This window comes from Mesorhizobium sp. Cs1299R1N3, from assembly GCF_037179625.1.
Taxonomy (GTDB): domain Bacteria; phylum Pseudomonadota; class Alphaproteobacteria; order Rhizobiales; family Rhizobiaceae; genus Mesorhizobium; species Mesorhizobium salmacidum.
In genome coordinates this window covers 514,895-536,660 of sequence record NZ_JAPYKQ010000001.1, presented here as the reverse complement: position 1 = coordinate 536,660, position 21,766 = coordinate 514,895, and the positions used below count along the sequence as shown (strand labels likewise).

At 63.8% G+C, this 21,766-nt stretch carries 18 protein-coding genes; 11 read left to right on the top strand and 7 right to left on the bottom strand.

Annotation, left to right across the window (positions count from 1 at the left end; genetic code table 11):
* Genes O7B34_RS02475 through O7B34_RS02455 form a run of 5 tightly spaced genes read left to right on the top strand, consistent with a single transcriptional unit; the run spans position 1 to position 5,669 of the window.
* Positions 1 to 732 carry a CpaD family pilus assembly protein gene (locus O7B34_RS02475; RefSeq protein ID WP_337144736.1) on the top strand — a complete coding sequence of 244 codons (732 nt, stop codon included), beginning with the start codon at positions 1 to 3 and terminating at the stop codon, positions 730 to 732.
* 46 nt (positions 733 to 778) lie between these two features.
* Positions 779 to 2,068 carry an AAA family ATPase gene (locus O7B34_RS02470; RefSeq protein WP_337144735.1) on the top strand — a complete coding sequence of 430 codons (1,290 nt, stop codon included), beginning with the start codon at positions 779 to 781 and terminating at the stop codon, positions 2,066 to 2,068.
* Positions 2,069 to 2,091: 23 nt separating this feature from the next.
* Entirely contained in the window at positions 2,092 to 3,591 is a 1,500-nt protein-coding gene (locus O7B34_RS02465) for an ATPase, T2SS/T4P/T4SS family (RefSeq protein ID WP_337106224.1), read from the top strand.
* Between the two features lie 29 nt (positions 3,592 to 3,620).
* Positions 3,621 to 4,634 carry a type II secretion system F family protein gene (locus O7B34_RS02460; protein ID WP_337144734.1) on the top strand — a complete coding sequence of 338 codons (1,014 nt, stop codon included), beginning with the start codon at positions 3,621 to 3,623 and terminating at the stop codon, positions 4,632 to 4,634.
* 9 nt (positions 4,635 to 4,643) lie between these two features.
* Positions 4,644 to 5,669: a type II secretion system F family protein gene (locus O7B34_RS02455; protein ID WP_337139316.1), complete on the top strand. Its 1,026-nt coding sequence runs from the start codon at positions 4,644 to 4,646 to the stop codon at positions 5,667 to 5,669.
* Positions 5,670 to 5,752: 83 nt separating this feature from the next.
* Here O7B34_RS02455 and O7B34_RS02450 read toward each other — a convergent pair whose 3' ends face one another.
* The gene (locus O7B34_RS02450) at positions 5,753 to 6,583 is read right to left on the bottom strand and encodes a tetratricopeptide repeat protein (RefSeq protein WP_337145185.1); all 831 of its coding nucleotides are present in this window, start codon (positions 6,581 to 6,583) and stop codon (positions 5,753 to 5,755) included.
* Between the two features lie 131 nt (positions 6,584 to 6,714).
* Here O7B34_RS02450 and O7B34_RS02445 point away from each other — a divergent pair, with 131 nt between their 5' ends.
* From O7B34_RS02445 to pdeM, 5 genes are all read left to right on the top strand, one after another.
* Entirely contained in the window at positions 6,715 to 8,079 is a 1,365-nt protein-coding gene (locus tag O7B34_RS02445) for a leucyl aminopeptidase family protein (protein ID WP_337144733.1), read from the top strand.
* A gap of 70 nt (positions 8,080 to 8,149) precedes the next feature.
* On the top strand, positions 8,150 to 8,500 hold the full coding sequence (locus O7B34_RS02440) for a MarR family winged helix-turn-helix transcriptional regulator (protein ID WP_015319324.1): 351 nt from the start codon (positions 8,150 to 8,152) through the stop codon (positions 8,498 to 8,500).
* Between the two features lie 30 nt (positions 8,501 to 8,530).
* Positions 8,531 to 9,391, top strand: a complete 861-nt coding sequence (locus tag O7B34_RS02435; RefSeq protein ID WP_337144732.1) for a C40 family peptidase — start codon at positions 8,531 to 8,533, stop codon at positions 9,389 to 9,391.
* Between the two features lie 66 nt (positions 9,392 to 9,457).
* Entirely contained in the window at positions 9,458 to 11,992 is a 2,535-nt protein-coding gene (locus O7B34_RS02430; protein WP_337144731.1) for a ligase-associated DNA damage response DEXH box helicase, read from the top strand.
* Positions 11,989 to 12,705 carry a ligase-associated DNA damage response endonuclease PdeM gene (gene pdeM / locus O7B34_RS02425; RefSeq protein ID WP_337144730.1) on the top strand — a complete coding sequence of 239 codons (717 nt, stop codon included), beginning with the start codon at positions 11,989 to 11,991 and terminating at the stop codon, positions 12,703 to 12,705. The genes O7B34_RS02430 and pdeM overlap by 4 nt, the downstream gene beginning before the upstream one ends.
* 3 nt (positions 12,706 to 12,708) lie before the next feature.
* Here pdeM and O7B34_RS02420 read toward each other — a convergent pair whose 3' ends face one another.
* From O7B34_RS02420 to O7B34_RS02410, 3 genes are read right to left on the bottom strand one after another with little or no spacing between them, the layout of a single operon-like run.
* Positions 12,709 to 13,644 (bottom strand): dimethyl sulfoxide reductase anchor subunit family protein, encoded by a 936-nt coding sequence (locus tag O7B34_RS02420; RefSeq protein ID WP_337144729.1) that lies wholly within the window; start codon positions 13,642 to 13,644, stop codon positions 12,709 to 12,711.
* A gap of 6 nt (positions 13,645 to 13,650) precedes the next feature.
* Positions 13,651 to 14,385 carry a 4Fe-4S dicluster domain-containing protein gene (locus tag O7B34_RS02415; RefSeq protein WP_337144728.1) on the bottom strand — a complete coding sequence of 245 codons (735 nt, stop codon included), beginning with the start codon at positions 14,383 to 14,385 and terminating at the stop codon, positions 13,651 to 13,653.
* The gene (locus tag O7B34_RS02410) at positions 14,382 to 17,312 is read right to left on the bottom strand and encodes a molybdopterin oxidoreductase family protein (RefSeq protein ID WP_337144727.1); all 2,931 of its coding nucleotides are present in this window, start codon (positions 17,310 to 17,312) and stop codon (positions 14,382 to 14,384) included. The genes O7B34_RS02415 and O7B34_RS02410 overlap by 4 nt, the downstream gene beginning before the upstream one ends.
* Positions 17,313 to 17,590: 278 nt before the next feature.
* Here O7B34_RS02410 and O7B34_RS02405 point away from each other — a divergent pair, with 278 nt between their 5' ends.
* Positions 17,591 to 18,487 carry a LysR substrate-binding domain-containing protein gene (locus tag O7B34_RS02405; protein WP_337144726.1) on the top strand — a complete coding sequence of 299 codons (897 nt, stop codon included), beginning with the start codon at positions 17,591 to 17,593 and terminating at the stop codon, positions 18,485 to 18,487.
* 2 nt (positions 18,488 to 18,489) lie between these two features.
* Here the strand turns inward: O7B34_RS02405 and O7B34_RS02400 are convergent, their stop codons facing one another.
* The 3 genes from O7B34_RS02400 to O7B34_RS02390 form a co-directional block, all read right to left on the bottom strand.
* Positions 18,490 to 19,746 carry an Hsp70 family protein gene (locus O7B34_RS02400; RefSeq protein WP_337144725.1) on the bottom strand — a complete coding sequence of 419 codons (1,257 nt, stop codon included), beginning with the start codon at positions 19,744 to 19,746 and terminating at the stop codon, positions 18,490 to 18,492.
* Positions 19,747 to 19,909: 163 nt separating this feature from the next.
* Positions 19,910 to 20,698, bottom strand: coding sequence for a TIGR02186 family protein (locus O7B34_RS02395; protein ID WP_337144724.1), 789 nt, complete (start codon positions 20,696 to 20,698; stop codon positions 19,910 to 19,912).
* Entirely contained in the window at positions 20,698 to 21,621 is a 924-nt protein-coding gene (locus O7B34_RS02390; protein WP_027141986.1) for a sulfite exporter TauE/SafE family protein, read from the bottom strand. The genes O7B34_RS02395 and O7B34_RS02390 overlap by 1 nt, the downstream gene beginning before the upstream one ends.
* Positions 21,622 to 21,766: the final 145 nt, after the last annotated feature.

Sequence of the window (21,766 nt, the reverse complement as noted above, 5' to 3'; positions counted from 1 at the left end):
ATGTCTCAGTCAGCATTGAAGGCAAGGACCATGGCGATGCGCTCCGGCCGTTCTCGGATAAGCCTGCGAGCCCTTCCGATCATGGCGGTGGCGGTATCGGCTCTGCTGGCTGGTTGTGCCCACCGCGACAGCATTACCGTCGGCGCCATCCCCGACGACTATCGCACCAATCATCCGATCGTCATCGCGGAGAAGAACCAGAAGATCGATCTTCCTGTCGGCGCTGGCGACCGCGGCATGACCGGCTCGCAGCGCGACACGCTCCTGGGTTTCCTCGACGGTTATGACAAGAGTGCCGCTCCGGCATTGACGATCCAGATTCCAAGCGGATCGGCCAACGAAGTCGCGGCGACCGCAGCCGGCCACGATTTCGCCCGGCTCGCGGTCGCCGCGGGGATCAAGCGCGACCGGGTCGTCGTGGTCTCCTATCAGGCTGGATCGAGCGAGGCATCAGCCCCGGTTCGCGTCTCCTACATCGCGGTGAGGGCACAGACCGACAAATGCGGACGTTGGCCCGCCGACCTGGTGGAAACGTCGGAGAACAAGCACTACGCCGATTTCGGCTGCTCCTATCAGAACAATCTTGCCGCCCAGATGGCCAATCCAGGCGATCTTCTCGGGCCGCGCAAGTCTACTACCATTGATGCGGCAAATCGCAGCAAAGCCATCGGTGTCTACCAAGACAGGGGCATTTCGGAGGAACTACTCGGCAACTCGGAAGTGACTTACTAAGCCGCCTCGGAAAGAAGCGACGCCACGAACAGGCCACGGAAAGAGCATGACCATGAGCAACCTTGCCTATGACGCCACCGTGGAGGCCGGTGACACCTCGCCGCAGGACGTCGCCGCGATGCAGGCGTTGCGGCCGGTTCCGCGTATTTCGATCCAGGCATTCTGCGAGACGGAGGGCGTTGCCAATCCGGTCCAGCGCGCCGGCGAGGACCGCCGCATGACCAAGGCGCACCTCAAGGTCCATATGGGCGGCGTTCCCACCGCCATCGAGTTCTATCAGTCGGCGCCGACACCGAACCTGATCCTGCTGGAATCGCGCAGCGAACCCAAGCAACTGTTGGAGCAACTCGCCCAGCTCTCGGAATACTGCGATCCATCCTCGAAAGTGGTGGTGATCGGTCACTACAATGATGTTGGTCTCTATCGCGAACTCATCCGCTCCGGCATCTCCGAATACGTCATCGCGCCGGTCTCGATGGCCGACGTCGTCAGCGTCGTGTCGTCGATCTTCGTCGATCCGGAAGCTGAACCGCTTGGCCGCTCGGTCGCCTTCGTCGGCGCCAAGGGCGGCGTCGGCTCCTCCACGATCGCCCACAATGTTGCCTGGGCAATGTCCTCCCTGTTCAAATCCGAGGTCGTTGTCGCCGACCTCGATCTCGCCTTCGGCACCGCCAACATCAATTTCGATCAGGATCCGGCCCAGGGCATCGCCGAGGCCGTGTTCTCGCCCGAGCGCGTCGACGAAGTCTATCTCGACCGGCTGCTGACCCAATGCGCCGAGCATCTGTCGCTGCTCGCGGCGCCCTCGACGCTGGAACGCGTCTACGACTTCGATCCCGATGCCTTCGCGCAACTTGTCGATACCGCGCAGCGCAGCGTGCCGATCCTTGTGCTCGACGTTCCCCATGTATGGACGGGATGGGCCAAGAACACGCTGGTCAAGGCCGACGAGGTCGTCATCACGGCAACGCCGGAACTGGCCAATCTGCGCAACACCAAGAACCTGGTCGACATGTTGAAGCGGCTTCGCCCGAACGATCCGCCGCCGAAATTAATCATCAACCAGGCCGGCGTGCCCAAGCGGCCGGAGATATCGCCGTCCGATTTCGCCGAGCCGCTGGGCCTGACACCGATGTCGGTCATCGGCTTTGATCCCTTGCTGTTCGGCAATGCCGCAAACAACGGACGCATGCTGGGCGAGATGGATGCCAAGAACCCGGTTGTGGCCACCATCAACGAGATTGCTCATGTGCTGACCGGCCGCAGCGAAATCAGGGCGAAAAAGAAGGCTGGCCTGGGCAGTCTGCTCGGCAAGCTCTCGCGCAACAAGAAGTGACGCAATGGGGTCGGTAGTCGGTCATGTTCGGTAAAAGAGGCAACGACGACGGCAATCGGTTCACGCCGGAATTTCGCCAGCCGGCACCGGTCGCGCCGGCCGCCACGGTCTCGGCGGACACCGCGGTTCTTGCCCGGCCCGCGGCCACGCCTCAGCCGAGCGCGCCTGTCGCGCCACCGGCCAGGCGCGCGGTCGAGGCGCCGCCGATGGCGCCGGAACCGAGGAAAGGCCGCGAAAAGAGCGAAACCTACTACGATACCAAGAGCCAGGTTTTCTCGGCCCTCATCGATACGATCGACCTGTCGCAACTCGCCAAGCTCGATCCCGAAAGCGCCCGCGAGGAAATCCGCGACATCGTCAACGATATCATCGCGATCAAGAACTTCGCGATGTCGATAGCTGAGCAGGAAGAACTGCTCGAGGACATCTGCAATGACGTGCTCGGCTATGGGCCGCTCGAGCCGTTGCTCGCGCGCGACGACATCGCCGACATCATGGTCAACGGGTCCAAGAACGTCTACATCGAAGTCAACGGCAAGGTCGAACAGACCAACATCCGCTTCCGCGACAACCAGCAGCTGCTCAACATCTGCCAGCGCATCGTCAGCCAGGTCGGCCGCCGCGTCGACGAATCCAGCCCGATCTGCGACGCCCGTCTTCCCGACGGGTCGCGCGTCAACGTCATTGCGCCGCCGCTGGCCATCGACGGCACCGCGCTCACCATCCGCAAATTCAAGAAGGACAAGCTGACGCTCGACCAACTGGTCAAGTTCGGCGCCATCTCTCCGCAAGGGGCCGAAGTTCTCAAGATCATCGGCCGTGTCCGCTGCAACATCGTCATCTCGGGCGGCACCGGCTCCGGCAAGACGACATTGCTCAACTGCCTGACCAACTACATCGACCGTGATGAGCGCGTCATCACCTGCGAGGACTCGGCCGAACTGCAACTGCAGCAGCCGCATGTCGTGCGCCTGGAAACGCGTCCGCCCAACCTTGAGGGCGAGGGCGAGGTGACGATGCGCGACTTGGTCAAGAACTGCCTGCGCATGCGTCCCGAACGCATCATCGTCGGTGAAGTGCGCGGACCCGAGGTCTTCGACCTCCTGCAGGCGATGAATACCGGCCATGACGGCTCGATGGGAACGATCCACTCCAACAGCCCGCGCGAATGCCTGAACCGTATCGAGTCCATGATCGCCATGGGCGGCTATTCGCTGCCGCAGAAAACCGTGCGCGAAATCGTCGTCGGCTCCATCGACGTGATCATCCAGGCGGCGCGCCTGCGCGATGGATCGCGCCGCATCACCCACATCACCGAAGTGATCGGGATGGAGGGCGACGTCATCATCACGCAGGATATCGTCCTCTACAACATCAAGGGCGAGGACGCCAACGGCAGGCTGCTGGGTGAACACGTCTCGACCGGCATCGGCCGCCCCCATTTCTGGGAGCGGGCTCGATACTATGGCGAGGAGCAGCGTCTCGCCACAGCGCTCGAGGCTATGGAGAAACGTGCTGACTGACGCATCCGCAGGCGTGAAGGTTCTGGTCGATGTTTGGAATTGACGGCACCGTATTGGCATTTGTCGTGCTCGCCGGCTTCAGCGCCGGCGCGGTCGCCTATGCATTCCTGTTCACCCAGATCAGCAATGAGAAACAGGCCGGAAAGCGGCTTGAAACGATCAAGGCCGCCGAGACGGACCGTTCTGTCGTCAAGGCGACCCGTGACCGCGCGGCGGACGCGGCCAAGCGCCGCAAATCGGTGCAGGATTCACTGAAGGAACTCGACGAGAAGCAGAAGACCAAGGACACCGCCGTCAAGAAGCCGCCGCTGAAAGCCCAGCTTCGCCAGGCTGGGATGAAGGTGCCGATCGAGCGTTTCTATATCTATTCGGCCATATTCGGCCTCGCGCTGGCAATCGTCGCGTTCATGGCCGGAGCGCCGATGATTGTCTTGCCCGGTGTGCTGCTCGCCGGAGCGCTCGGCCTGCCGCGTTGGTTCGTCTCCTTTCGTCGTACCCGCCGCGTCAAGGCATTCCTCAACGAATTTCCAAACGCGCTCGACATCATCGTGCGGGCGGTCAAGTCCGGCCTGCCGCTGAACGATGCCATACGCCTGATCGCCAATGAATCGCCTGAACCCGTGAAGGCCGAGTTTCGCCGGATAGTCGATTCGCAGCAGATGGGCCTGTCGATCCCCGACGCGACCTTGCGCATGCCCGAAACCATGCCGTGCACCGAGGCGAGTTTCTTCGGTATCGTCATCCAGATCCAGTCGCAGGCCGGCGGCAATCTCTCCGAGGCGCTGGGTAACCTTTCGCGCGTGTTGCGCGACCGCAAGAAGATGAAGGCCAAGGTCGCGGCACTGTCGATGGAAGCGAAAGCATCCGCCGCCATCATCGGCGCCTTGCCTTTCATCGTCGCCTTTCTCGTCTATCTCTCCAGTCCCAACTATCTGATGCCGCTGTTCACGACCAGCGTCGGCCATTTGATACTCGGTTTCGCCGCCGTCTGGATGTCGATCGGCATCTTCGTGATGCGCAAGATGATGAACTTTGAAGTCTAGGGCCGCGGCATGACCGAACAAGCCATCAAATCACTGACGGATCCCAGCTTCCTGATTGCGCTGCTGGTCGCTATCGCCGTGTTCGCAACCGTCTTTACGCTGCTCCCGGCGCTTGGTGGAAACCAGCTCAAGGCGCGCATGAAATCGGTCGCGCTGGAGCGTGATGAGCTTCGCGCCAAGCAGCGCGCGCGGCTTGCGACAGAGGCCGATCGCCGCCGCAAGGGTCTGCGAGAGGAACAGTCGATCGGCATGCGCAACATTGTCGACCGGCTCGATCTGCGGCGTGCGTTGGCCGACGAGGCCACCTTGCAAAAACTCAAGGTTGCCGGCTTTCGCGGGCAGAATCCGCTAACGCGTTTTCTGTTCTTCCGCCTGGTGCTTCCTTTTGTCGGCTTCGCGCTCGGTCTGTTCTATATTTTCGTGCTCGGAGGATTGCCCGACAAGCCATTGGTGGTCCGGCTGTTCGTTTGCGTCCTGGTTGCCTATGGCGGCTTCTACGCGCCGGTCCTCTACGTCAACAATCGCGCGACCAAGCGCAAGCAGTCGATCCAGATGGCGTGGCCGGATGCGCTCGACCTGATGCTCATCTGCGTGGAGTCCGGCATGTCGGTGGAAGCCGCGTTGCGCAAGGTCGCCGACGAGATCGGCGCGCAGTCGGTGGCCCTGGCGGAAGAATTCATCCTGACCAACGCCGAACTCTCCTATCTGCAGGAGCGTAAGCAGGCTTACGAGAACCTGGCCAGCCGCACGGGGCTGGAATCGGTCAAGTCTGTGTCGCAGGCGCTTGTCCAGGCCGAACGCTACGGTACGCCGGTAGCGCACGCGCTACGCGTGCTCGCCGCCGAAAGCCGCGACATGCGCATGAACGCCGCCGAGAAAAAGGCGGCCGCCCTGCCGCCCAAACTCACCGTGCCGATGATCTTGTTCTTCCTGCCGGTGCTGTTTGCCATCATCCTGGGGCCGGCGGGCATCCAGGTCAGCCAGCGCGGTATCTTCGGCGATCATCCCGGGGCGGCCGCGTCGACCAGCCAGTAACCAACGCAGAATCCGTCTGCGGAAACAAAAAGCCGCGCTGCAATCGAGCGCGGCTTTTACGATTTGCGGTAAGCCCGCGGCGATCAGTTGGTGGCGGTTTTCGCCGGCTTTGCCTTGTCCTGGTCCTTGAGCTGGCTCCAGGCGTTCTGCTGGGCCAGCATCTGCCTGAGATAGGCGACGTTGGCCTGGGCCTGTTCGGGCGAAAGTTCCTGCGAGGCGATCTTCTCGGCTTCGTCGAAACGACCCTGCAGGCCGACGACGAGCGCCAGGTTCTGGCGCACCCGGCTGTCGGCGTTCGACTGCTGGGCGGCCGACCGCATATAGGTCTCGGCGGTGCGCAGATCCCCTTCCAGCACATAGGACATGCCGAGATTGGAAAGGATCGAGGGCTCGTTCGGCTTGAGTTCGAGGGCCTTGCGGTAGAGTTGGCGCGCCTCGTCCTTCTGGCCGGTCTGATCGAGGATGGCCGCCTCCGCCGACACCAGCCTCCAGTCCGGATATTCCGGCGTCTGTGCGCGGCGCACCGCATCGAGCGCCGCCTCGAACTGGCCGTTGGCGGCCAGCGCCTTGCCATAGGCGGCGAGTACGTCGCGGTCCTTGGGATAGGCGATCGCCAGCTTGCGCATCACGGCAAGCGACTGGTCGGCATCCCCGTCCATCTGCAGCGCCGCCGCGAAATTGGTGGCGATACGCTTGTCGGTGGGGTTCCTCGCATAGGACTGGCCAAGAGCGGCCGTGGCATTGTGCAATTCTCCCGCCGACATCGTCTCCAGCGGCTTGCCGCCGGTGCGTCCGATCGAGCCGGTGGTGAGCTTGTCGGTTGCGCATCCCGCGACACCTGCCGCGAGCGCCAGCATGAATGCCGTGGTGATGAGCCGCTTTCCCCGGATGTTTATCGTGCGGTTGGTCGGCATCGGCACCCTGGGCCTCCATTCATGCGCGTGGCCATTGCGTGGCCATCTTCCCTCCAGCAGAAATATTCTGTTAACCCTAACGGAGGGTTAAGAAACGCCGACTCGGGCGAGTTCGGCAGGAGAAACGTCTGATGTCCGTGGAACTGGTCGAGAACAAGCTGAAGAACCCGCTGCCGATCCATCTGGTCGCCAGGGACGGCCTGGACGCGGCCGGTCTGTCGCCGTCTATTGTCGCTTGGGCCAAGGCAAACGGCTTTTCCGGCGAGGCCGGCAGGACGCTGGCCGTGCCCGGCGAGAACGGCACACTCGCGGGCGCCATGTTCGGTCTTGGCGTCGGTGAGGGCGCGCTCGGTCTGGGCGCGCTGTCGAAAACCCTGCCGGAAGGCGACTGGCACTTCGCCTCGGCGCCGGCCGAGCCTGAATTGGCGGCGATCGCGCTGGCGCTCGGCGGCTATGTCTTTACCCGCTATGGCAAGAAGCCGGGCAAGGCGCTGCGCTTCGAATTGCCGGCCGGCGTCAATGCGCAGCGCGTTCGCCGCATCGCCGACGGCGTTTTCCTGACGCGTGACCTCGTCAACACACCGACCAGCGATATGGGGCCGGACGATCTGGAGCGGGCAGTGCGGGTCCTGGCTGGGACCCACAAGGCCGAAGTCTCCGTCATCAAGGGCGACGACCTGCTCGCACAGAATTTCCCGATGATCCACGCCGTCGGCCGTGCATCGTCCGATGCGCCGCGCCTGATCGACTTAACATGGGGGCAGCAAGGCGCGCCGAAGGTGACTTTGGTCGGCAAGGGTGTCTGCTTCGATACGGGCGGCCTCGACATCAAGCCGTCCTCGGGCATGCTGTTGATGAAGAAGGACATGGGCGGCGCGGCCAACGTGCTTGGCCTGGCCTCGATGATCATGGCGGCCGGGCTCAAGGTGCGGCTGCGGGTGCTGATCCCCGCGGTCGAGAATTCGATTGCCGGCAACGCCTTCCGCCCGGGTGACGTGCTGGCGAGCCGCAAGGGCATATCAGTCGAGATCGGAAATACGGACGCGGAAGGGAGGCTGGTGCTGGGCGACGCGCTGGCGCTTGCCGACGAAGAGGAACCGCAGCTCCTGGTCGACATGGCGACCCTGACCGGAGCAGCCCGCGTCGCGCTGGGTCCCGACCTGCCGCCCTTCTACACCGATGACGAGGCGTTTGCCGCGGAGCTGGCGGCCGCCTCCATCGCGGTCGAGGATCCGCTGTGGCGCATGCCGCTGTGGCGGCCCTACGACGCGAGACTGTCGTCGAAGATCGCCGACATCAACAACGTCACCACGGACGGTTTCGCCGGCTCGATCACCGCCGCGCTGTTCCTCAAGCGCTTTGTCGAGAAGTCGGCAAGCTGGGCGCATTTCGACATCTTCGCCTGGAACCCCGCCGATCGCCCCTACGGCCCTGCCGGTGGCGAGGCGCAAGGCATCCGGGCGTTGGAGCGGATCATCTCGACGCGCTATGGCTGATGCGCAAGCAGAGCCGGCAAATTGCAGAAACTGAAACGGAACCGAAACAATTTGCCGTCATGCTGGCGCGATGTCGATTGCGATGCGCCCCAGCCAGGCCTTGCGACTGTGGCAGCAAGTGATGCTGTCGCAGGTGCGCGAGGATGCGCCCGATCTCACCATGCGCCAGACGGCAATCCTGTTCACCATCTATCTCGATCCGCCGCCGCACACCGTGCGCGGGCTTGCCGCCCGCCTCAACGTCACCAAGCCGGTCATCACGCGCGCCCTCGACACGATGGGCGCGCTGAAGCTGGTGTCGCGCCACCGCGACGAGCTCGACAAGCGCAACGTCCTGATCAAGCGCACTGTCGAAGGCGCGCTCTTTGTCGAGCGCTTCGGCGATGGTATCATTGCCAAGGCCCACGAACTGCCGATCTGAACAATTTTCCTATCTAACTGGATTGCCGATTTGACCGCCCACGACCCCCGCCTGCACGCTTTCCGCTCCGATCTCGCCGATGCCAGGTTGAAAGGTGAGGTCGCTGCCGACCGTTTCGTAGCGGGCCGGCCAGCGCGGATTTCGGTTCCGGTGGCAGATATCCGCAAGGCGCCGACGCTGGATTCGGGCGTCAACACGCAAGCTCTGTTCGGCGACGATGTCCTGGTTTTCGAGGATAGAGAAGGCTGGGCCTGGATCCAGGCCGAGCGAGACGGCTATGTCGGCTATGTCGCCGACGCCATGTTGGGCGAGCGGGACCATGCGCCCACCCATATCGTCTCGGTGCCGCGCACGTTCCTGTATCCCGGTCCCGATCTGCGCTTTCCGATTGCCGGGCAATTGTCGATGGGATCGACGGTAACCGTGACGGGTGCCGCCGAAACGCGCGGCACGCACTATGCACTGCTGCCCTCCGGTGAAGCCCTGATCGCTGGCCATCTGCGCCCGATCGGCGAAGTGGCCGGCGACTATGTGTCCGTGGCCGAGACGTTTCTCGGCACGCCCTATCTCTGGGGCGGTGTTTCCGGCTTCGGCATCGATTGCTCCGGCCTGGTGCAACTGGCCATGCGCATGGCCGGCGAGGAGGTGCTGCGCGATTCCGACATGCAGGCCGTGTCGGTCGGCGAACCGCTTCAGCCCGGCCCCGATTTTACGGGGCTGCGACGTGGCGACCTTGTGTTCTGGAAAGGCCATGTCGCCATCATGACCGATGCCGAGACCATGATCCACGCCAACGGCCACACCATGTTGGTGTCGCGCGAAGGTCTGAAGGAAGCCATCGCCCGCATCGGTTATCTCTATGGCGCGCCGACAGGGTTCCGGCGGCCGTAAGGTTTTCGATCCCCTTTTGTTCCGATTCTGCTTGGCGATTGCGCGCCGCCGCGCTACCTCTGGCGGGTGACCGAGCTGCCGCGCCTCGCCGACCAGAATGCCGCCGTCCTCTTGCCCGAGCCATTCGTAAAATGGTTCGGCGAGAAAGGCTGGTCGCCGCGCGCGCATCAGATCGAACTCCTGGCGAAGGCCCAAGCTGGGCAATCGGTGCTGTTGATCGCGCCGACCGGCGCCGGCAAGACGCTGGCCGGCTTCCTGCCGTCGCTGACCGAACTGGCCGTCAGGCCGAGGCGAAAACCAGGCCAGGCGCGGCGCGGTATCCACACGCTGTATATCTCGCCGCTGAAGGCATTGGCCGTCGACATCGAGCGCAATCTCGGCAAGCCGGTCGAGGAGATCGGTCTGCCCGTCACCATCGAAACGCGCACCGGCGACACCCCCGCCCACAAGCGCCAGCGCCAGAAGCTTGCGCCGCCCGATATCCTGCTCACCACGCCGGAGCAACTGGCGCTGCTGATCGCGGCAGGCGATGCGAGGCGCTTCTTCGAGGACCTGCGCTATGTCGTGCTCGACGAGTTGCATTCGCTGGTGACGTCCAAGCGCGGCCATCTGCTGGCGCTTGGGCTGGCGCGGCTGCGCAGCTTCGTCCCTGGCCTGCAGACGATCGGCCTGTCGGCGACGGTGGCCGAGCCGGACGAATTGCTGCGCTGGCTGGTCAGCCAGAACCCGCCGGGTGATATGGCGGAATTGATCACTGTGACGGGCGGTGCGAAGCCCGAAATCTCGATCCTGGATTCCGAGGAGCGCGTGCCGTGGGCGGGGCACTCGGCGCGCTACGCCACGCCGGAAATCTACCGCGAAGTCAAGCGCCACAAGACGACCTTGCTGTTCGTCAACACCCGCAGCCAGGCGGAGCTGCTTTTCCAGGAGTTGTGGCGGGTCAACGAGGACACCTTGCCGATCGCCCTGCATCATGGCTCGCTCGACGTCGCCCAGCGCCGGCGCGTCGAAAAGGCGATGGGCGAAAACGCGCTGCGCGCCATCGTAGCCACCTCGACGCTCGATCTCGGCATCGACTGGGGCGATGTCGATCTGGTCGTGCATGTCGGTGCTCCGAAGGGCGCCAGCCGGCTGGCGCAGCGCATCGGCCGTGCCAACCACCGCATGGATGAGCCGTCGAAGGCGATCCTGATTCCCGCCAACCGTTTCGAGGTGCTGGAATGCCGGGCAGCACTCGACGCCAATTATCTCGGCGCGCAGGACACGCCGCCGCTGGTCGATGGCGGGCTCGACGTGTTGGCGCAGCATGTGCTCGGCTGCGCTTGCGGCGCACCGTTCCGCGCCGACGACCTGTATGAAGAGGTGCGAACTGCGGCACCCTATTCAGGCCTCGATCGTCCGACATTCGATCGCGTCATCGATTTCGTCGCCACCGGCGGTTACGCGCTGAAGAACTACGAGCGCTACGCCCGCATCCGCTTGAACAAGGATGGGATGTGGCGCGTATCCAATCCGCGTGTCGCCCAGCAATACAGGCTGAATGTCGGCACCATCATCGAGGTGCCCGCGCTCAACGTGCGTTACGTCAAGGCCGGCAGCAAAGGCTCGGCGTCGCACGGCGGCCGCGTGCTCGGCAAGATCGAGGAGGCGTTCCTCGAAACTCTGACGCATGGCGACACCTTCATGTTCGCCGGCAAGGTGCTGCGCTTCGAAGGCATCCGCGAGAATGAATGTTTCGTCTCGAACGCGCCCGGCAGCGACGCCAAGGTGCCCTATTATGGCGGAGGCAAGTTTCCGCTCTCGACCTACCTTGCCGAACAGGTCCGCATCATGCTGGACGATCCGCAGCGCTGGAAGAAGCTGCCGGAGCAAGTGGCCGACTGGCTGCGGTTCCAGTCGGACAAATCGATGCTGCCCAAGCGCGACGATTTGCTGATCGAGACCTTTCCGCGTGGCAACCGCCATTATCTCGTCGCCTATCCCTTCGAGGGCAGGCTGGCGCACCAGACGCTTGGCATGCTGCTCACCCGTCGCCTCGACAGGGCGGGCGCCAGGCCGCTCGGCTTTGTCGCCACCGACTATGCGCTCGCCATATGGTCGCTGGGCGACATGGGCGCCATGTTCAAAGCCAGGAAGCCTTCACTCGGCGCACTGTTCGACCAGGATATGCTGGGCGACGATCTCGAGGCCTGGCTGGCCGACAGCTGGCTTCTCAAGCGCACTTTCCGCAATTGCGCGTTGATCTCGGGCCTGATCGAAAAACGCCACCCCGGCCAGGAGAAGAGCGGCCGCCAGGTCACCGTTTCGACCGACCTGATCTACGATGTGCTGCGCAGCCATGAGCCGGACCACATCCTGCTCCAGGCGACGCGTGCCGATGCGGCGACCGGCCTGCTCGATGTCAGCAGACTTGCCGACATGCTCTCGCGCATCCAGGGTAGAATCATGCATAAGGCGCTCGAACAGATTTCGCCGCTTGCCGTGCCGATCATGCTCGAGATCGGCAAGATGCCGGTGAACGGCGAGGCCGATGAAACGCTGCTGATGGATGCGGCGACGCTGGTCGAAGAGGCCATGGGGCCTGGGATGATTGACGAATGAACTTTTCGCTGGCGTGCGCATCGCTGATCGCCGAGGCCGACCTTGTCGGCATCGCTGGCGAGCGCGCGGTCTGCGATCCACGCGGCGTGCTCTATTTTCCCGAGCTCGGGCTGCTGACAGTATCGGACCTGCATCTGGAGAAGGGGTCGTCGCTGGCAAGGCGCGGCACGCTGATCCCACCCTACGATACCGGCGCGACCCTGCTGCGGCTGCAGGCGGTGATAGCAGACTACCAGCCGTCGATCGTCATCAGCCTGGGTGACTCCTTTCACGACGGCGGCGGCGCCGAACGCATGCATTCGAGCTTTCGCGAACGGCTGGAAGCGTTGATGGCAGGCCGTGACTGGTTCTGGGTCGCCGGCAATCACGACCCGGAAGCGCCCGCGGACCTGCCCGGCGAGACCGTGCGGGAACTGGCCATAGGCTCGCTGCTGTTCCGGCATGAGCCATCGAAAGTGCGGGTTGAGGGCGAAATATCGGGCCACCTCCATCCCTGCGCACGCATCGTGCAGCAAGGCCGTTCGGTGCGCAGGCGCTGCTTTGCCGGCGATGGCGGCCGCATGATCATGCCGGCCTTCGGTGCCTATACCGGTTCGCTCAACGTGCTTGACCGCGCCTATGCCGGGCTGTTTCGCCTGGAAACGTTGATGGCCTACTTGCTGGGCGCCGACCGCATCTTCGCGATTTCAGGCTCGATGCTGAAGCCGGGCTGAGATCTATCGTCCGTAATAGAGCATGACCGTGTGCTTGGCTTCGGCGAAGAACAGCCAGCGCTCGACCAGCAGGCCGGCGAACTGGGCGATCGCGGCGAGCGCCGACAACACCGCCGCAAACGGCCACGGCAAGGCTAAGGCGGCGATCAGCAACAGGATCGGTAAACCGAAGGCCAGCGCCTGCGCGATCCGGCGCAGCTTCGCGCTGTGCTTGCGCGCGATGCGGAAGCCCATTTCCTTGAGCAGGTAGTTTTCCTCGGTATGCGGCCATTCCAGGGAATGCACCATGCCGCCGGCGAGCCCGGTCGCGGTGTTGGCGTTGGTCTCGATTTCAAGCTGGTCGTTGTGGCGCCAGGTCGCCAGTTTCCAACCCCAGCCAAGCAAGGTGAGCAGTACGGAAGCTGCGAGGAGAATAGTCGAGCCGAGCGCAAAGCCTTGCAGCAGGGCGTTCACAAGCACACTGCCGCTCATCGCCGAGAAGATGAGGTAACCGGGCAAGGTATAGGGGCTGTGCCACTGGACAATCGGCTTCAGCGAGGCATAGATCATGCCGGTCATGCACACGGTGGCCATGGCGCCGACGGTGGCCAGAACGCCCGCGGCCGCCACCCAGCCGTCGAGGCGGCCAAGGAAGATCCAGCCGATCCCGAAAAGGCCCGCGGGAATGAAGGTGGCGACCGAGGCGACGCCTTCGCGCGACAGCCATGAGCTGCGCCATTGCGAGAACGCCCGCCAGGCACGTTCGGGCCTGCCGAGATGGCCGGTCGACGACAACAGGCCGGCGGCGATCAGGCCGAGCGCCAGCCCCATGCCGACGAAGCCCGGCCAGAAATCGGGCGCGATGAATCCGAGCGGGCCGAGCACGCCGAGCAGCGCGAGCAGCCCATAGCCGGCACCCGTGGCGGTGGTGAAGAAGACGACCGAAAAAGCTGGATGCATGGATGGTCAGCTCGAAAGCATGCGGTCGACCCAGCCGAGGAAACCGCCCTCGGCCCGTACCGGCTCCAGCGCGGGAGCGGCCGCCGATGCGGCGCGCTGTGTGTGAGCGCGCGGCGGCAGGTATTTGTTGGTCGGGCGATAGCCAAGTTCCGGCATCAGGTCGACACCGCCGCGCTCCGCCACCAGTTGCGAAACGGGGGATTGGGGATCGCCGAGGTCGCCGAAATGCCGGGCGCTGGTCGGGCAGGCGGCGACGCAGGCCGGAACGCGGTCCCCTTCGGCAAGATTGTCGTTATAGATGCGGTCGACGCAGAGCGTGCATTTCTTCATCACGCCGACATCCGTGTCGAATTCGCGCGCGCCGTAGGGGCAGGCCCAGCTGCACAATTTGCAGCCGATGCACTTGTCCTCGTCGATCAGTACGATGCCATCGGAGGCCCGCTTGTAGGAGGCGCCCGTCGGGCAGACGGTGACGCAGGCCGGCGTCTCGCAATGCAGGCAGGAGCGCGGGAAGTTCACCGTGCGCCCCCCCATCTCGGTGATGTGCTCGTAACTGTGCACGCGGTTGAACCAGACCCCGTCGACATTGCCGCCATAAGGGTCGATGTCGGTCAGCGGCGCCATGTGGCCGCCGGTGTTCCACTCCTTGCAGGCGGTGACGCAGGCCTGGCAGCCAACACAGGTGTCGAGGTCGATGACGAGGCCAAGCTTCTTGCCGCCTGGATTTGGAAGACAGGTCATTCGGCCGCCTCTCTTGCCTGCCGGAACCCGGCGCCGAAAGTGAGCTTGTCCGGCGAGGGCTCGAAGTGCGGTGGCTGGTGAAAACGCTCAAATTGCGGTTCGGTGAAGCCGGCCTCGTCAGCCGCGCATTTGACGATGCGCACGCGCAGATCGAACCACGCAGCTTGTCCCGTGACCGGATCGGAATTTGAATAGCGTTTGCCGCTGGCGTCAGCAGAAGTCTGGTCACCGATGATGTGGTTGAGCAGGAAGCCGCGATTGCTCTCGGCGGCATCGTCCTTCAGCCCCCAGCTGCCGCGCCTTTTGCCGATCGCGTTCCAGGTCCAGACAGTGCTTTCGTTCACCCCGTCGACCAGCTTGATCTGCCCCTTCACCTTGCCGTTGATGCTCTCGATCCACACCCAGTCGTCGTCGGCGAGGCCGAGGCCGGCTGCGGTCCGGTGATGTACGAACAGCCGGTTCTGGCTGGTGATCTGCCGCAACCACGCGTTTTGCGAACCCCAGGAATGGTACATGTGCATCGGCCGCTGCGTCAGCGCGTGCAGCGGATATTTTCCAAGGTCGACGGCCGCTTCCTCGAAGGGTATGTACCAGAACGGCAGCGGATCCATATAGGTCTCGACGCGCTCGCGCTGCGTCTGCGGCGGCACCACCAGGCCATGTCCGCGCGCGGCCAGCCGAAAACGTTGCATCGGTTCGGAATAGAGCTGGAAGACGATCGGCTCGGCCTTGGGGATGAAGCCCAGTTGCACCGCGAAATCGAGATAGGAGCGGTTGGCCATCTTGTAGTAGCGCTGGTCATCGGCGAAGTCGTGGTGCCAGAAACCGCCATTATCGATATAGCGTTGCAACTGGTTGGGGTTGACTTCGCCCATGCCGATCGAGGTTTCATCCTTGCCGCGCCAGCCAGCGAGCGGGCCGATGCCGGGCGTGCGTTCATGATTGACGATGTAGTCGGCGTAGTCGCGGTACGTCGCCGAGCCGTCGTCATCGACGAAGCCGGGTAAGCCAAGCCGTGCGCCGAGTTCGATCAGCACCGACTGGAACGGTCTGACGTCGCGGTCGGGCTCGACGACCGGATGGCGGATGGCGTCGCCCGGTCCGTCGGCATGGCTGATCGGGCGGTCGAGCAGGCTGATGCAGTCATGACGCTCGAGATAGGTGGTGTCGGGCAGGACGAGGTCCGCGAACGGCACGGTCTCGGAGTAGTAGGCGTCGGAATAGATGAAGAAGGGGATCCTGTAATTGCCCGCTTCATCATGGTCCGTGAGCATGGCCATGGTCTCGACCGTGTTCATCGAGGAATTCCAGGCCATGTTCGACATATACATCATCAGCGTGTCGATCTTGTACGGATCGCCCGCCCAGGCGTTGCGGATGACGGTGTGCATCAAACCGTGCGCTGCAAGCGGCGAATCCCAGGAATAGGCCTTGTCGATGCGCAGCGGCGTGCCCGCTTCGTCGACCAGCAGATCATCGGGTCCGCAGACGAAACCGAGCGGCATGCCGTCGAGCGGCGTCATCGGCCTCACGTCCTTGCCGCAGGGCTTCGGGCCCGGCGGGGCGGATCTGGGGTAGGGCGGCTTGAAGCGGAAGCCGCCGGGAACATCCACCGTGCCCAGCAGAACCTGCAGCAGGTGAATGGCGCGACAGGTGTGAAAGCCGTTGGAATGGGCCGAGATACCGCGCATGGCGTGCATCGAAACCGGCCGTCCCTTGATCGTCTCATGCCGGCGGCCCGCCCAGTCGGTCCATGCAACCGGCAGTTCGATTGCCTTTTCGAAGGCGACGTGGGCCAGTTCGGCGGCGATCCGGCGGATCGTTCCGGCGGAGATGCCGCAACGCTCCGCGACCGCATCAGGTGCGTAGCTCTCGTCGAGATAGCGGTCCGCAATGAGCTGGAACACCGGAACGCAGCGGCGGCCATCGACATCGTAGCTGCCGGTCAGTGCCGGTTTGGCGTCGGCATCGGTGGCGCTCACCGGACGCTTCGCCACTCTGTCCCATGCCAGCGGATTGCCGTCGCTGTCGCGCACGAACAACCCGTCATCGGCCGCGCCAGGTTTCTGAATGACCAGGACATGCGCGTTGGTGTAGCGGAGCAGATAATCGAGATCGACGCGGCCGGCCTTCAAGAGTTCGTGGATCAGCGCGAACACGAACAGGCCGTCGGTTCCGGGCCGGATGCCGATCCAGTCGTCGGCGATCGCATTGTAGCCGGTCCGGCACGGATTGATCGAGACCACCTTGGCGCCGCGCGCCTTGAGCTTGCCCAGCCCGATCTTGATCGGGTTGGAGTCATGGTCCTCGGCGACGCCGAACAGCATGAAGTATTTCGTGTTGTCCCAATCGGGCTCGCCGAACTCCCAGAACGAGCCGCCGATGGTGTAAAGGCCTCCGGCCGCCATGTTCACCGAACAAAAGCCGCCATGGGCTGCGAAGTTAGGCGTGCCGAACTGGCTCGCCCACCAGCCTGTCAAGGATTGCGACTGGTCACGCCCGGTGAAGAAGGCGAGTTTTTTAGGCTCGGTCCGGCGGATATTCGACAGCCGCTCGGTGGCGATCGAGAAGGCTTCTTCCCACTCGATCTCGCGGAACTCGCCCGAGCCGCGTGGGCCGGTGCGCAGCAATGGCTTCTTCAGCCTGGCCGGGCTGTAGTGCTGCATGATGCCGGAGCTGCCCTTGCCGCAGATCACGCCGCGATTGACCGGATGATCCTTGTTGCCGTTGATGTAGCGGATCTTGCCGTCCTTGATATGCACGTCGATGCCGCAGCGGCAGGCGCACATGTAGCAGATCGTCTTGGCGATGCTGTCGGAAACGTCAGGCGAGGTGTCGACCCCGTCGCCTTCGTCGGGAGCTCGCGTGTCGGCAAGCTGGCGTTGCGAAGGGGCTGAATTGGCGCCGCGCGGCGGTCCTTGCATCATGATCCCATGCTGCTCGCGCGGCCGGCGGATTTGGCTCGCGTCTTCGGCCCGGGGCCGCACATGTAATGCTCTTCCGGGTGATATCGATCACCGGCCAACCGCCGTCGGATGCCGCGGGTCCAATGCGCAAGCAGGGATCTGAACCGCCCGATCATTTTATCCTTCGCGATCCACTGGCGAATTTTTTCTAACTTCTTCCGAAAAAGTAGAATAAAGCTATCGATCCGTCTAATCAGTTGTTCTTGTAAATTCGATCGATATTGGTTCTTAATGCGCGCATGACCCTGGATCAGTTGCGCATTTTCGTCGCCGTCGCCGAGCGCGGCCACATGACCAAGGCGGCCAAGCTCCTGGGCATTTCCCAATCGGCCGCGTCGGCGGCTATTCGCGCGCTGGAAGAGCAGCACGGCGTCCATCTGTTCAACCGCGTCGGCCGCAACATCGAGCTGGCCCAGACCGGCCACCGGTTCCTGCCCGAGGCCAAGGCCGTGCTGGAGCGGGCCGCCGCCGCCCGCAATGTGCTGGAACATGTTTCGCAGACGGTCGCCGGCAGCCTCTCCATCGCCGCCAGCCTGACCATCGCCAGCTACTGGCTGCCGCGCCGGCTGGCCTCTTTCCACGAGGCGCATCCGGCCGTCAGGCTTAGCGTCACCATCGGCAACACAAGGCAGGTCGAGGCCAGTGTGCTCGATGGAACCGCCGATCTCGGCCTGGTCGAAGGGCGCACCGAATCCGACATATTGCGCCGCGCCAAGGTCGATACCGACCGGCTGATGCTGGTCGTTGCCAGCTCTCATCCCAAGATCGCCGAAATCGCGCCGGGCCGCCCCGACATCACCGGCCTGCGCTGGATCATCCGCGAGGGCGGCTCGGGTACACGCGAGGTGCTGGAGGATCTGGCGCGACGCGAGGGGATTTCGCTTGCCGACCTCAGGATATTCCTGGTGCTGCCCAGCAACGAGGCGGTTCGCCAGGCCGTCGAGGCGGGCGCCGGCGCGACCATCATTTCGGAGCTCGTCGTCGGGCGCGCGGTCGCCGAAGGGAGCTTGAGAGCCGTGCCGATCGAATTGCCGAAGCGCGACTTCGCCATGATCACCCATCGCGACCGTCAGGCAAGCCTGGCCCAGATGGCGCTGAAGGCGCATCTGGCCGAGGAGATGAACGGGTCAGGGTAGGATCAGCCGAACTTCCGCTGCGCGTCGAGCGCCAGGCCAAGCCCGACCGATCCGAACATATCGCCGTCGATGACGGAAGCCTGCGGCACCAGCGACAGGATTTCCCGCCTTGCCAGCGGAATCGCCGTCGATCCGCCGGTCAGGAACACCGCGGTGATGTCGGACGGCTTGACTCCGGCGTCGCGGATGGTCTGCGCCACCGTCTCGGTGACCCGCTCGATATCCCGGGCGATCGTGGCCTCCAGCCCGTCGCGCGTGATCCCGGCGGCGAATGCCACGTCCGGCAGCTTCACCGCCACGTCCGCCGATGACCTGTCGGTCAGCTCTATCTTGGCTTTCTCGACCAGTGCCGCCAGAGCGTGCCCGTAGCGGTGCTCGACGATGTGGATGAAACGGTCGACCAGGTCGGCGCGCACGGCCTCGTAGCGGATCTGGCGCAGATGCGTCATCGCCTTGGCGGTGTAGACCAGGTTGATGCGCTGCCATGTGGCGAGATCGATGAAGTAACTGGCCGGCAGATTGCGTTTGCCGTCCTTGGTCGCGGAGAGGTAGCCGAGCTGCGGCATGACATGGGCGATGCTCAGCAGCCGGTCGAAATCGGTGCCGCCGATATGGATGCCGCGGCTGGCCAGGATGTCGTCCTTGCGGTCGGTCGATCGCGAGCGCTCCGGCGAGACCCGCACGATCGAGAAGTCCGACGTGCCGCCGCCCATGTCGATGATCAGCGCCAGTTCCTCGCGCGTCACCTTCTGCTCGTAGTCGAGCGCCGCTGCGATCGGCTCGAACTGGAAGGCGATATGTTTGAAGCCCTGGGCACGGGCAGCCTTCTCGAGTTCGCCTTGCGCCTCCGCGTCGGCTTGCGCATCGTCGTCGACGAACTGCACCGGGCGGCCGAGTACCACGCTCTCCACCACGCCGCCGGCGTCCTCCTCCAGCCGCGTCCTCAGATGACCGATGAACAGGCCGATAATGTCGATGAAGCCGATCTGGCGCGCCTTGATACGCGTCTTCTCGTGGGCGAGCGAACTGCCGAGCACGCTCTTCAAAGAGCGCATCAGGCGGCCTTCGATGCTGTCGGTATAATCGCCGATCGCGCGACGGCCGAAATAGGTGTGGCCGTCCTCGAAGTTGAAGAACACGGCACTTGGCAAAGTGGGTTGTTCGCCCTCCAGCGCGACCAGCCGCGCCTTGCCGTTCCGGACCACGCCCACCGTGGAATTGGACGTGCCGAAGTCGATGCCGCCGAATGCCTGATGCATTGCAGCCTCCTGTCATTGTTTCACGGCGGCAAAACAGCGGCGGCGCATCGCGCTGTCGTCCGGGACCGCTCTTGCGAATTGTATGTGCGTGTTTGCCCCTGGGCTGGGAGGCGGCGGTTTATCGCATGGCGGGGAAAAGGGGAACCCCTCTTTTCCCGCAGCATCAATCTTTGCGGAACACCAGCCGGCCGAGCCAGCCCGTCACCATGGCCAGCGATATGGCGAATACGCCGTAGAGGAACGAATAGTCGTGGGCAACGCGGAAGATCGATTGTTCGAAGCCCGATTTGCGGATTTCGAGTTGCGCCGAACTCTCCGTCACGAAGAGGCCGCTCTTGAACAGGAACGCGCGCGCCTTGTGCGTGCCGACCGACACATTAGGCGCGAGCCTGACGGTGGCGCGAAACAGGTTCTGCGACAGGAATTGCACGCCGCCGACATTCTCGCTGTAGAGGCCGGCGGCGGCCTTGCGCTCGCGCAGCGCCGCCGTGAACTCCTCGATCGTCGCCGGACTGTCACCGGCATCGGCGGGCTGCATGTAAAGGTTGGAGGCGCCAAGCGACAGTTGCTTGTAGCTATTGGGTTCGGTGATGTCCTGCAACGGCCGCGTCGTCGCCACAGAATAAGACACCGGCACGTTCTCGAAGGTCTCGGAATCCAGATTGACCCAGACGCCCAGCACCCGGTCCTTGCGGCGCACCACCACCGGTTTTGGTGGCCCTTCGAGCACGACGATGACGTCGTAACGGCCCTGGCGTGCCACCAGCGGGTCGGGATTTTCCAGCGAACCGAAAATGGTCAGGTCGGCGCCGGAAAAGCCGGCGGTGATCGACACCGCGTCGGTGGAGAGACCGATCTGGATGCCTTCCGTCACCGGCGTTTGCGCCTTCGCCGGCGCGGCGGCGGTCAGGGACAGGAGAGCGACGGTTGCGAGCGCTTTCAGGCCATTCATCAGTTGAGGCCCGCGCCGGACAGCGAATAAAGGTTGGGTGGCGTGACGAACAAATCGGTAGCGAGCCGGATCGCCACCGCCAGCACCAGCAGCGCCAGCAGGGCTCTCAATTGCTCGCCGCGTAGCCGCTGGCCGGCCTTGGCGCCATATTGTGCCCCGGCCACGCCGCCGGCCATCAAGAGGAAGGCCAGCATCACATCGACGGTCTGGTTGGTGGTGGCGTGAACCAGCGTCGTGTAGGCGGAGGTGAAGATGATCTGGAACAGCGAGGTGCCGATGACGACGTTGGTCGGCACTTTCAACAGATAGATCAGCGCCGGCACCATGATGAAGCCGCCGCCGACGCCCATGATCGACGACAGGAAGCCGATGCCGGCGCCAAGCCCGAGCACCGGAATGACACTGACGAACAGTTTCGACGCGCGGAAGCGCATCTTCAGCGGCAGGCGGTGGATCCAGTTGTGCTGGCCGGATTTCTTCAGCACCGGTGCCGCCCCGCTGCGCGTGGCGCGCAGCGCGTTGATGCTTTCGACCAGCATCAGCCCGCCGACGGTGCCGAGCAGCACGACGTAGAGCAGCGAGATGAACAGGTCGAGCTGGCCGAGCCTGCGCAGGAAGCCGAACACGTAGATGCCGGCGGTGGACCCGACGATGCCGCCGGCCAGGAGCACGCCGCCGAGCTTGAAGTCGAGTGTGCCTCGCTTCATGTGCGAAAGGACGCCGGAGACGGAAGAAGCGATGACTTGGTTGGCGCCGGTGGCGACCGCGATCGCCGGGGGGATGTTGTAGAAGATCAAGAGCGGTGTGATGAGGAAGCCGCCACCCACCCCGAACATGCCCGACAGAAAGCCCACCGCGGCGCCCATGGCCAGCAGCACGAAGACGTTGACGGAAATTTCCGCGATCGGGAGATAGATGCCCACCCGTCAGTCTCGATCAGTTTGCCTGTCGGCGAATAAAGCCGTTGCGGACAGTATCGCATCGAAAAGCCAATTTTCTCTTGCGACGACGCGGCAGCGGGGTCAAATCCCGCCACCGCGCCGAAACAAAAAGACAACTCAATCAGTT

What these genes read in the sequence shown, in the direction of transcription:
- O7B34_RS02475 (WP_337144736.1), top strand. Translation starts at nt 1, where the DNA reads ATGTCTCAGTCAGCATTGAAGGCAAGGACCATGGCGATGCGCTCCGGC.
- O7B34_RS02470 (WP_337144735.1), top strand. Translation starts at nt 779, where the DNA reads ATGACCATGAGCAACCTTGCCTATGACGCCACCGTGGAGGCCGGTGAC.
- O7B34_RS02465 (WP_337106224.1), top strand. Translation starts at nt 2,092, where the DNA reads ATGTTCGGTAAAAGAGGCAACGACGACGGCAATCGGTTCACGCCGGAA.
- O7B34_RS02460 (WP_337144734.1), top strand. Translation starts at nt 3,621, where the DNA reads ATGTTTGGAATTGACGGCACCGTATTGGCATTTGTCGTGCTCGCCGGC.
- O7B34_RS02455 (WP_337139316.1), top strand. Translation starts at nt 4,644, where the DNA reads ATGACCGAACAAGCCATCAAATCACTGACGGATCCCAGCTTCCTGATT.
- O7B34_RS02450 (WP_337145185.1), bottom strand. Translation starts at nt 6,583, where the DNA reads ATGCCGACCAACCGCACGATAAACATCCGGGGAAAGCGGCTCATCACC.
- O7B34_RS02445 (WP_337144733.1), top strand. Translation starts at nt 6,715, where the DNA reads ATGTCCGTGGAACTGGTCGAGAACAAGCTGAAGAACCCGCTGCCGATC.
- O7B34_RS02440 (WP_015319324.1), top strand. Translation starts at nt 8,150, where the DNA reads ATGTCGATTGCGATGCGCCCCAGCCAGGCCTTGCGACTGTGGCAGCAA.
- pdeM (WP_337144730.1), top strand. Translation starts at nt 11,989, where the DNA reads ATGAACTTTTCGCTGGCGTGCGCATCGCTGATCGCCGAGGCCGACCTT.
- O7B34_RS02420 (WP_337144729.1), bottom strand. Translation starts at nt 13,644, where the DNA reads ATGCATCCAGCTTTTTCGGTCGTCTTCTTCACCACCGCCACGGGTGCC.
- O7B34_RS02415 (WP_337144728.1), bottom strand. Translation starts at nt 14,385, where the DNA reads ATGACCTGTCTTCCAAATCCAGGCGGCAAGAAGCTTGGCCTCGTCATC.
- O7B34_RS02410 (WP_337144727.1), bottom strand. Translation starts at nt 17,312, where the DNA reads ATGATGCAAGGACCGCCGCGCGGCGCCAATTCAGCCCCTTCGCAACGC.
- O7B34_RS02405 (WP_337144726.1), top strand. Translation starts at nt 17,591, where the DNA reads ATGACCCTGGATCAGTTGCGCATTTTCGTCGCCGTCGCCGAGCGCGGC.
- O7B34_RS02400 (WP_337144725.1), bottom strand. Translation starts at nt 19,746, where the DNA reads ATGCATCAGGCATTCGGCGGCATCGACTTCGGCACGTCCAATTCCACG.
- O7B34_RS02395 (WP_337144724.1), bottom strand. Translation starts at nt 20,698, where the DNA reads ATGAATGGCCTGAAAGCGCTCGCAACCGTCGCTCTCCTGTCCCTGACC.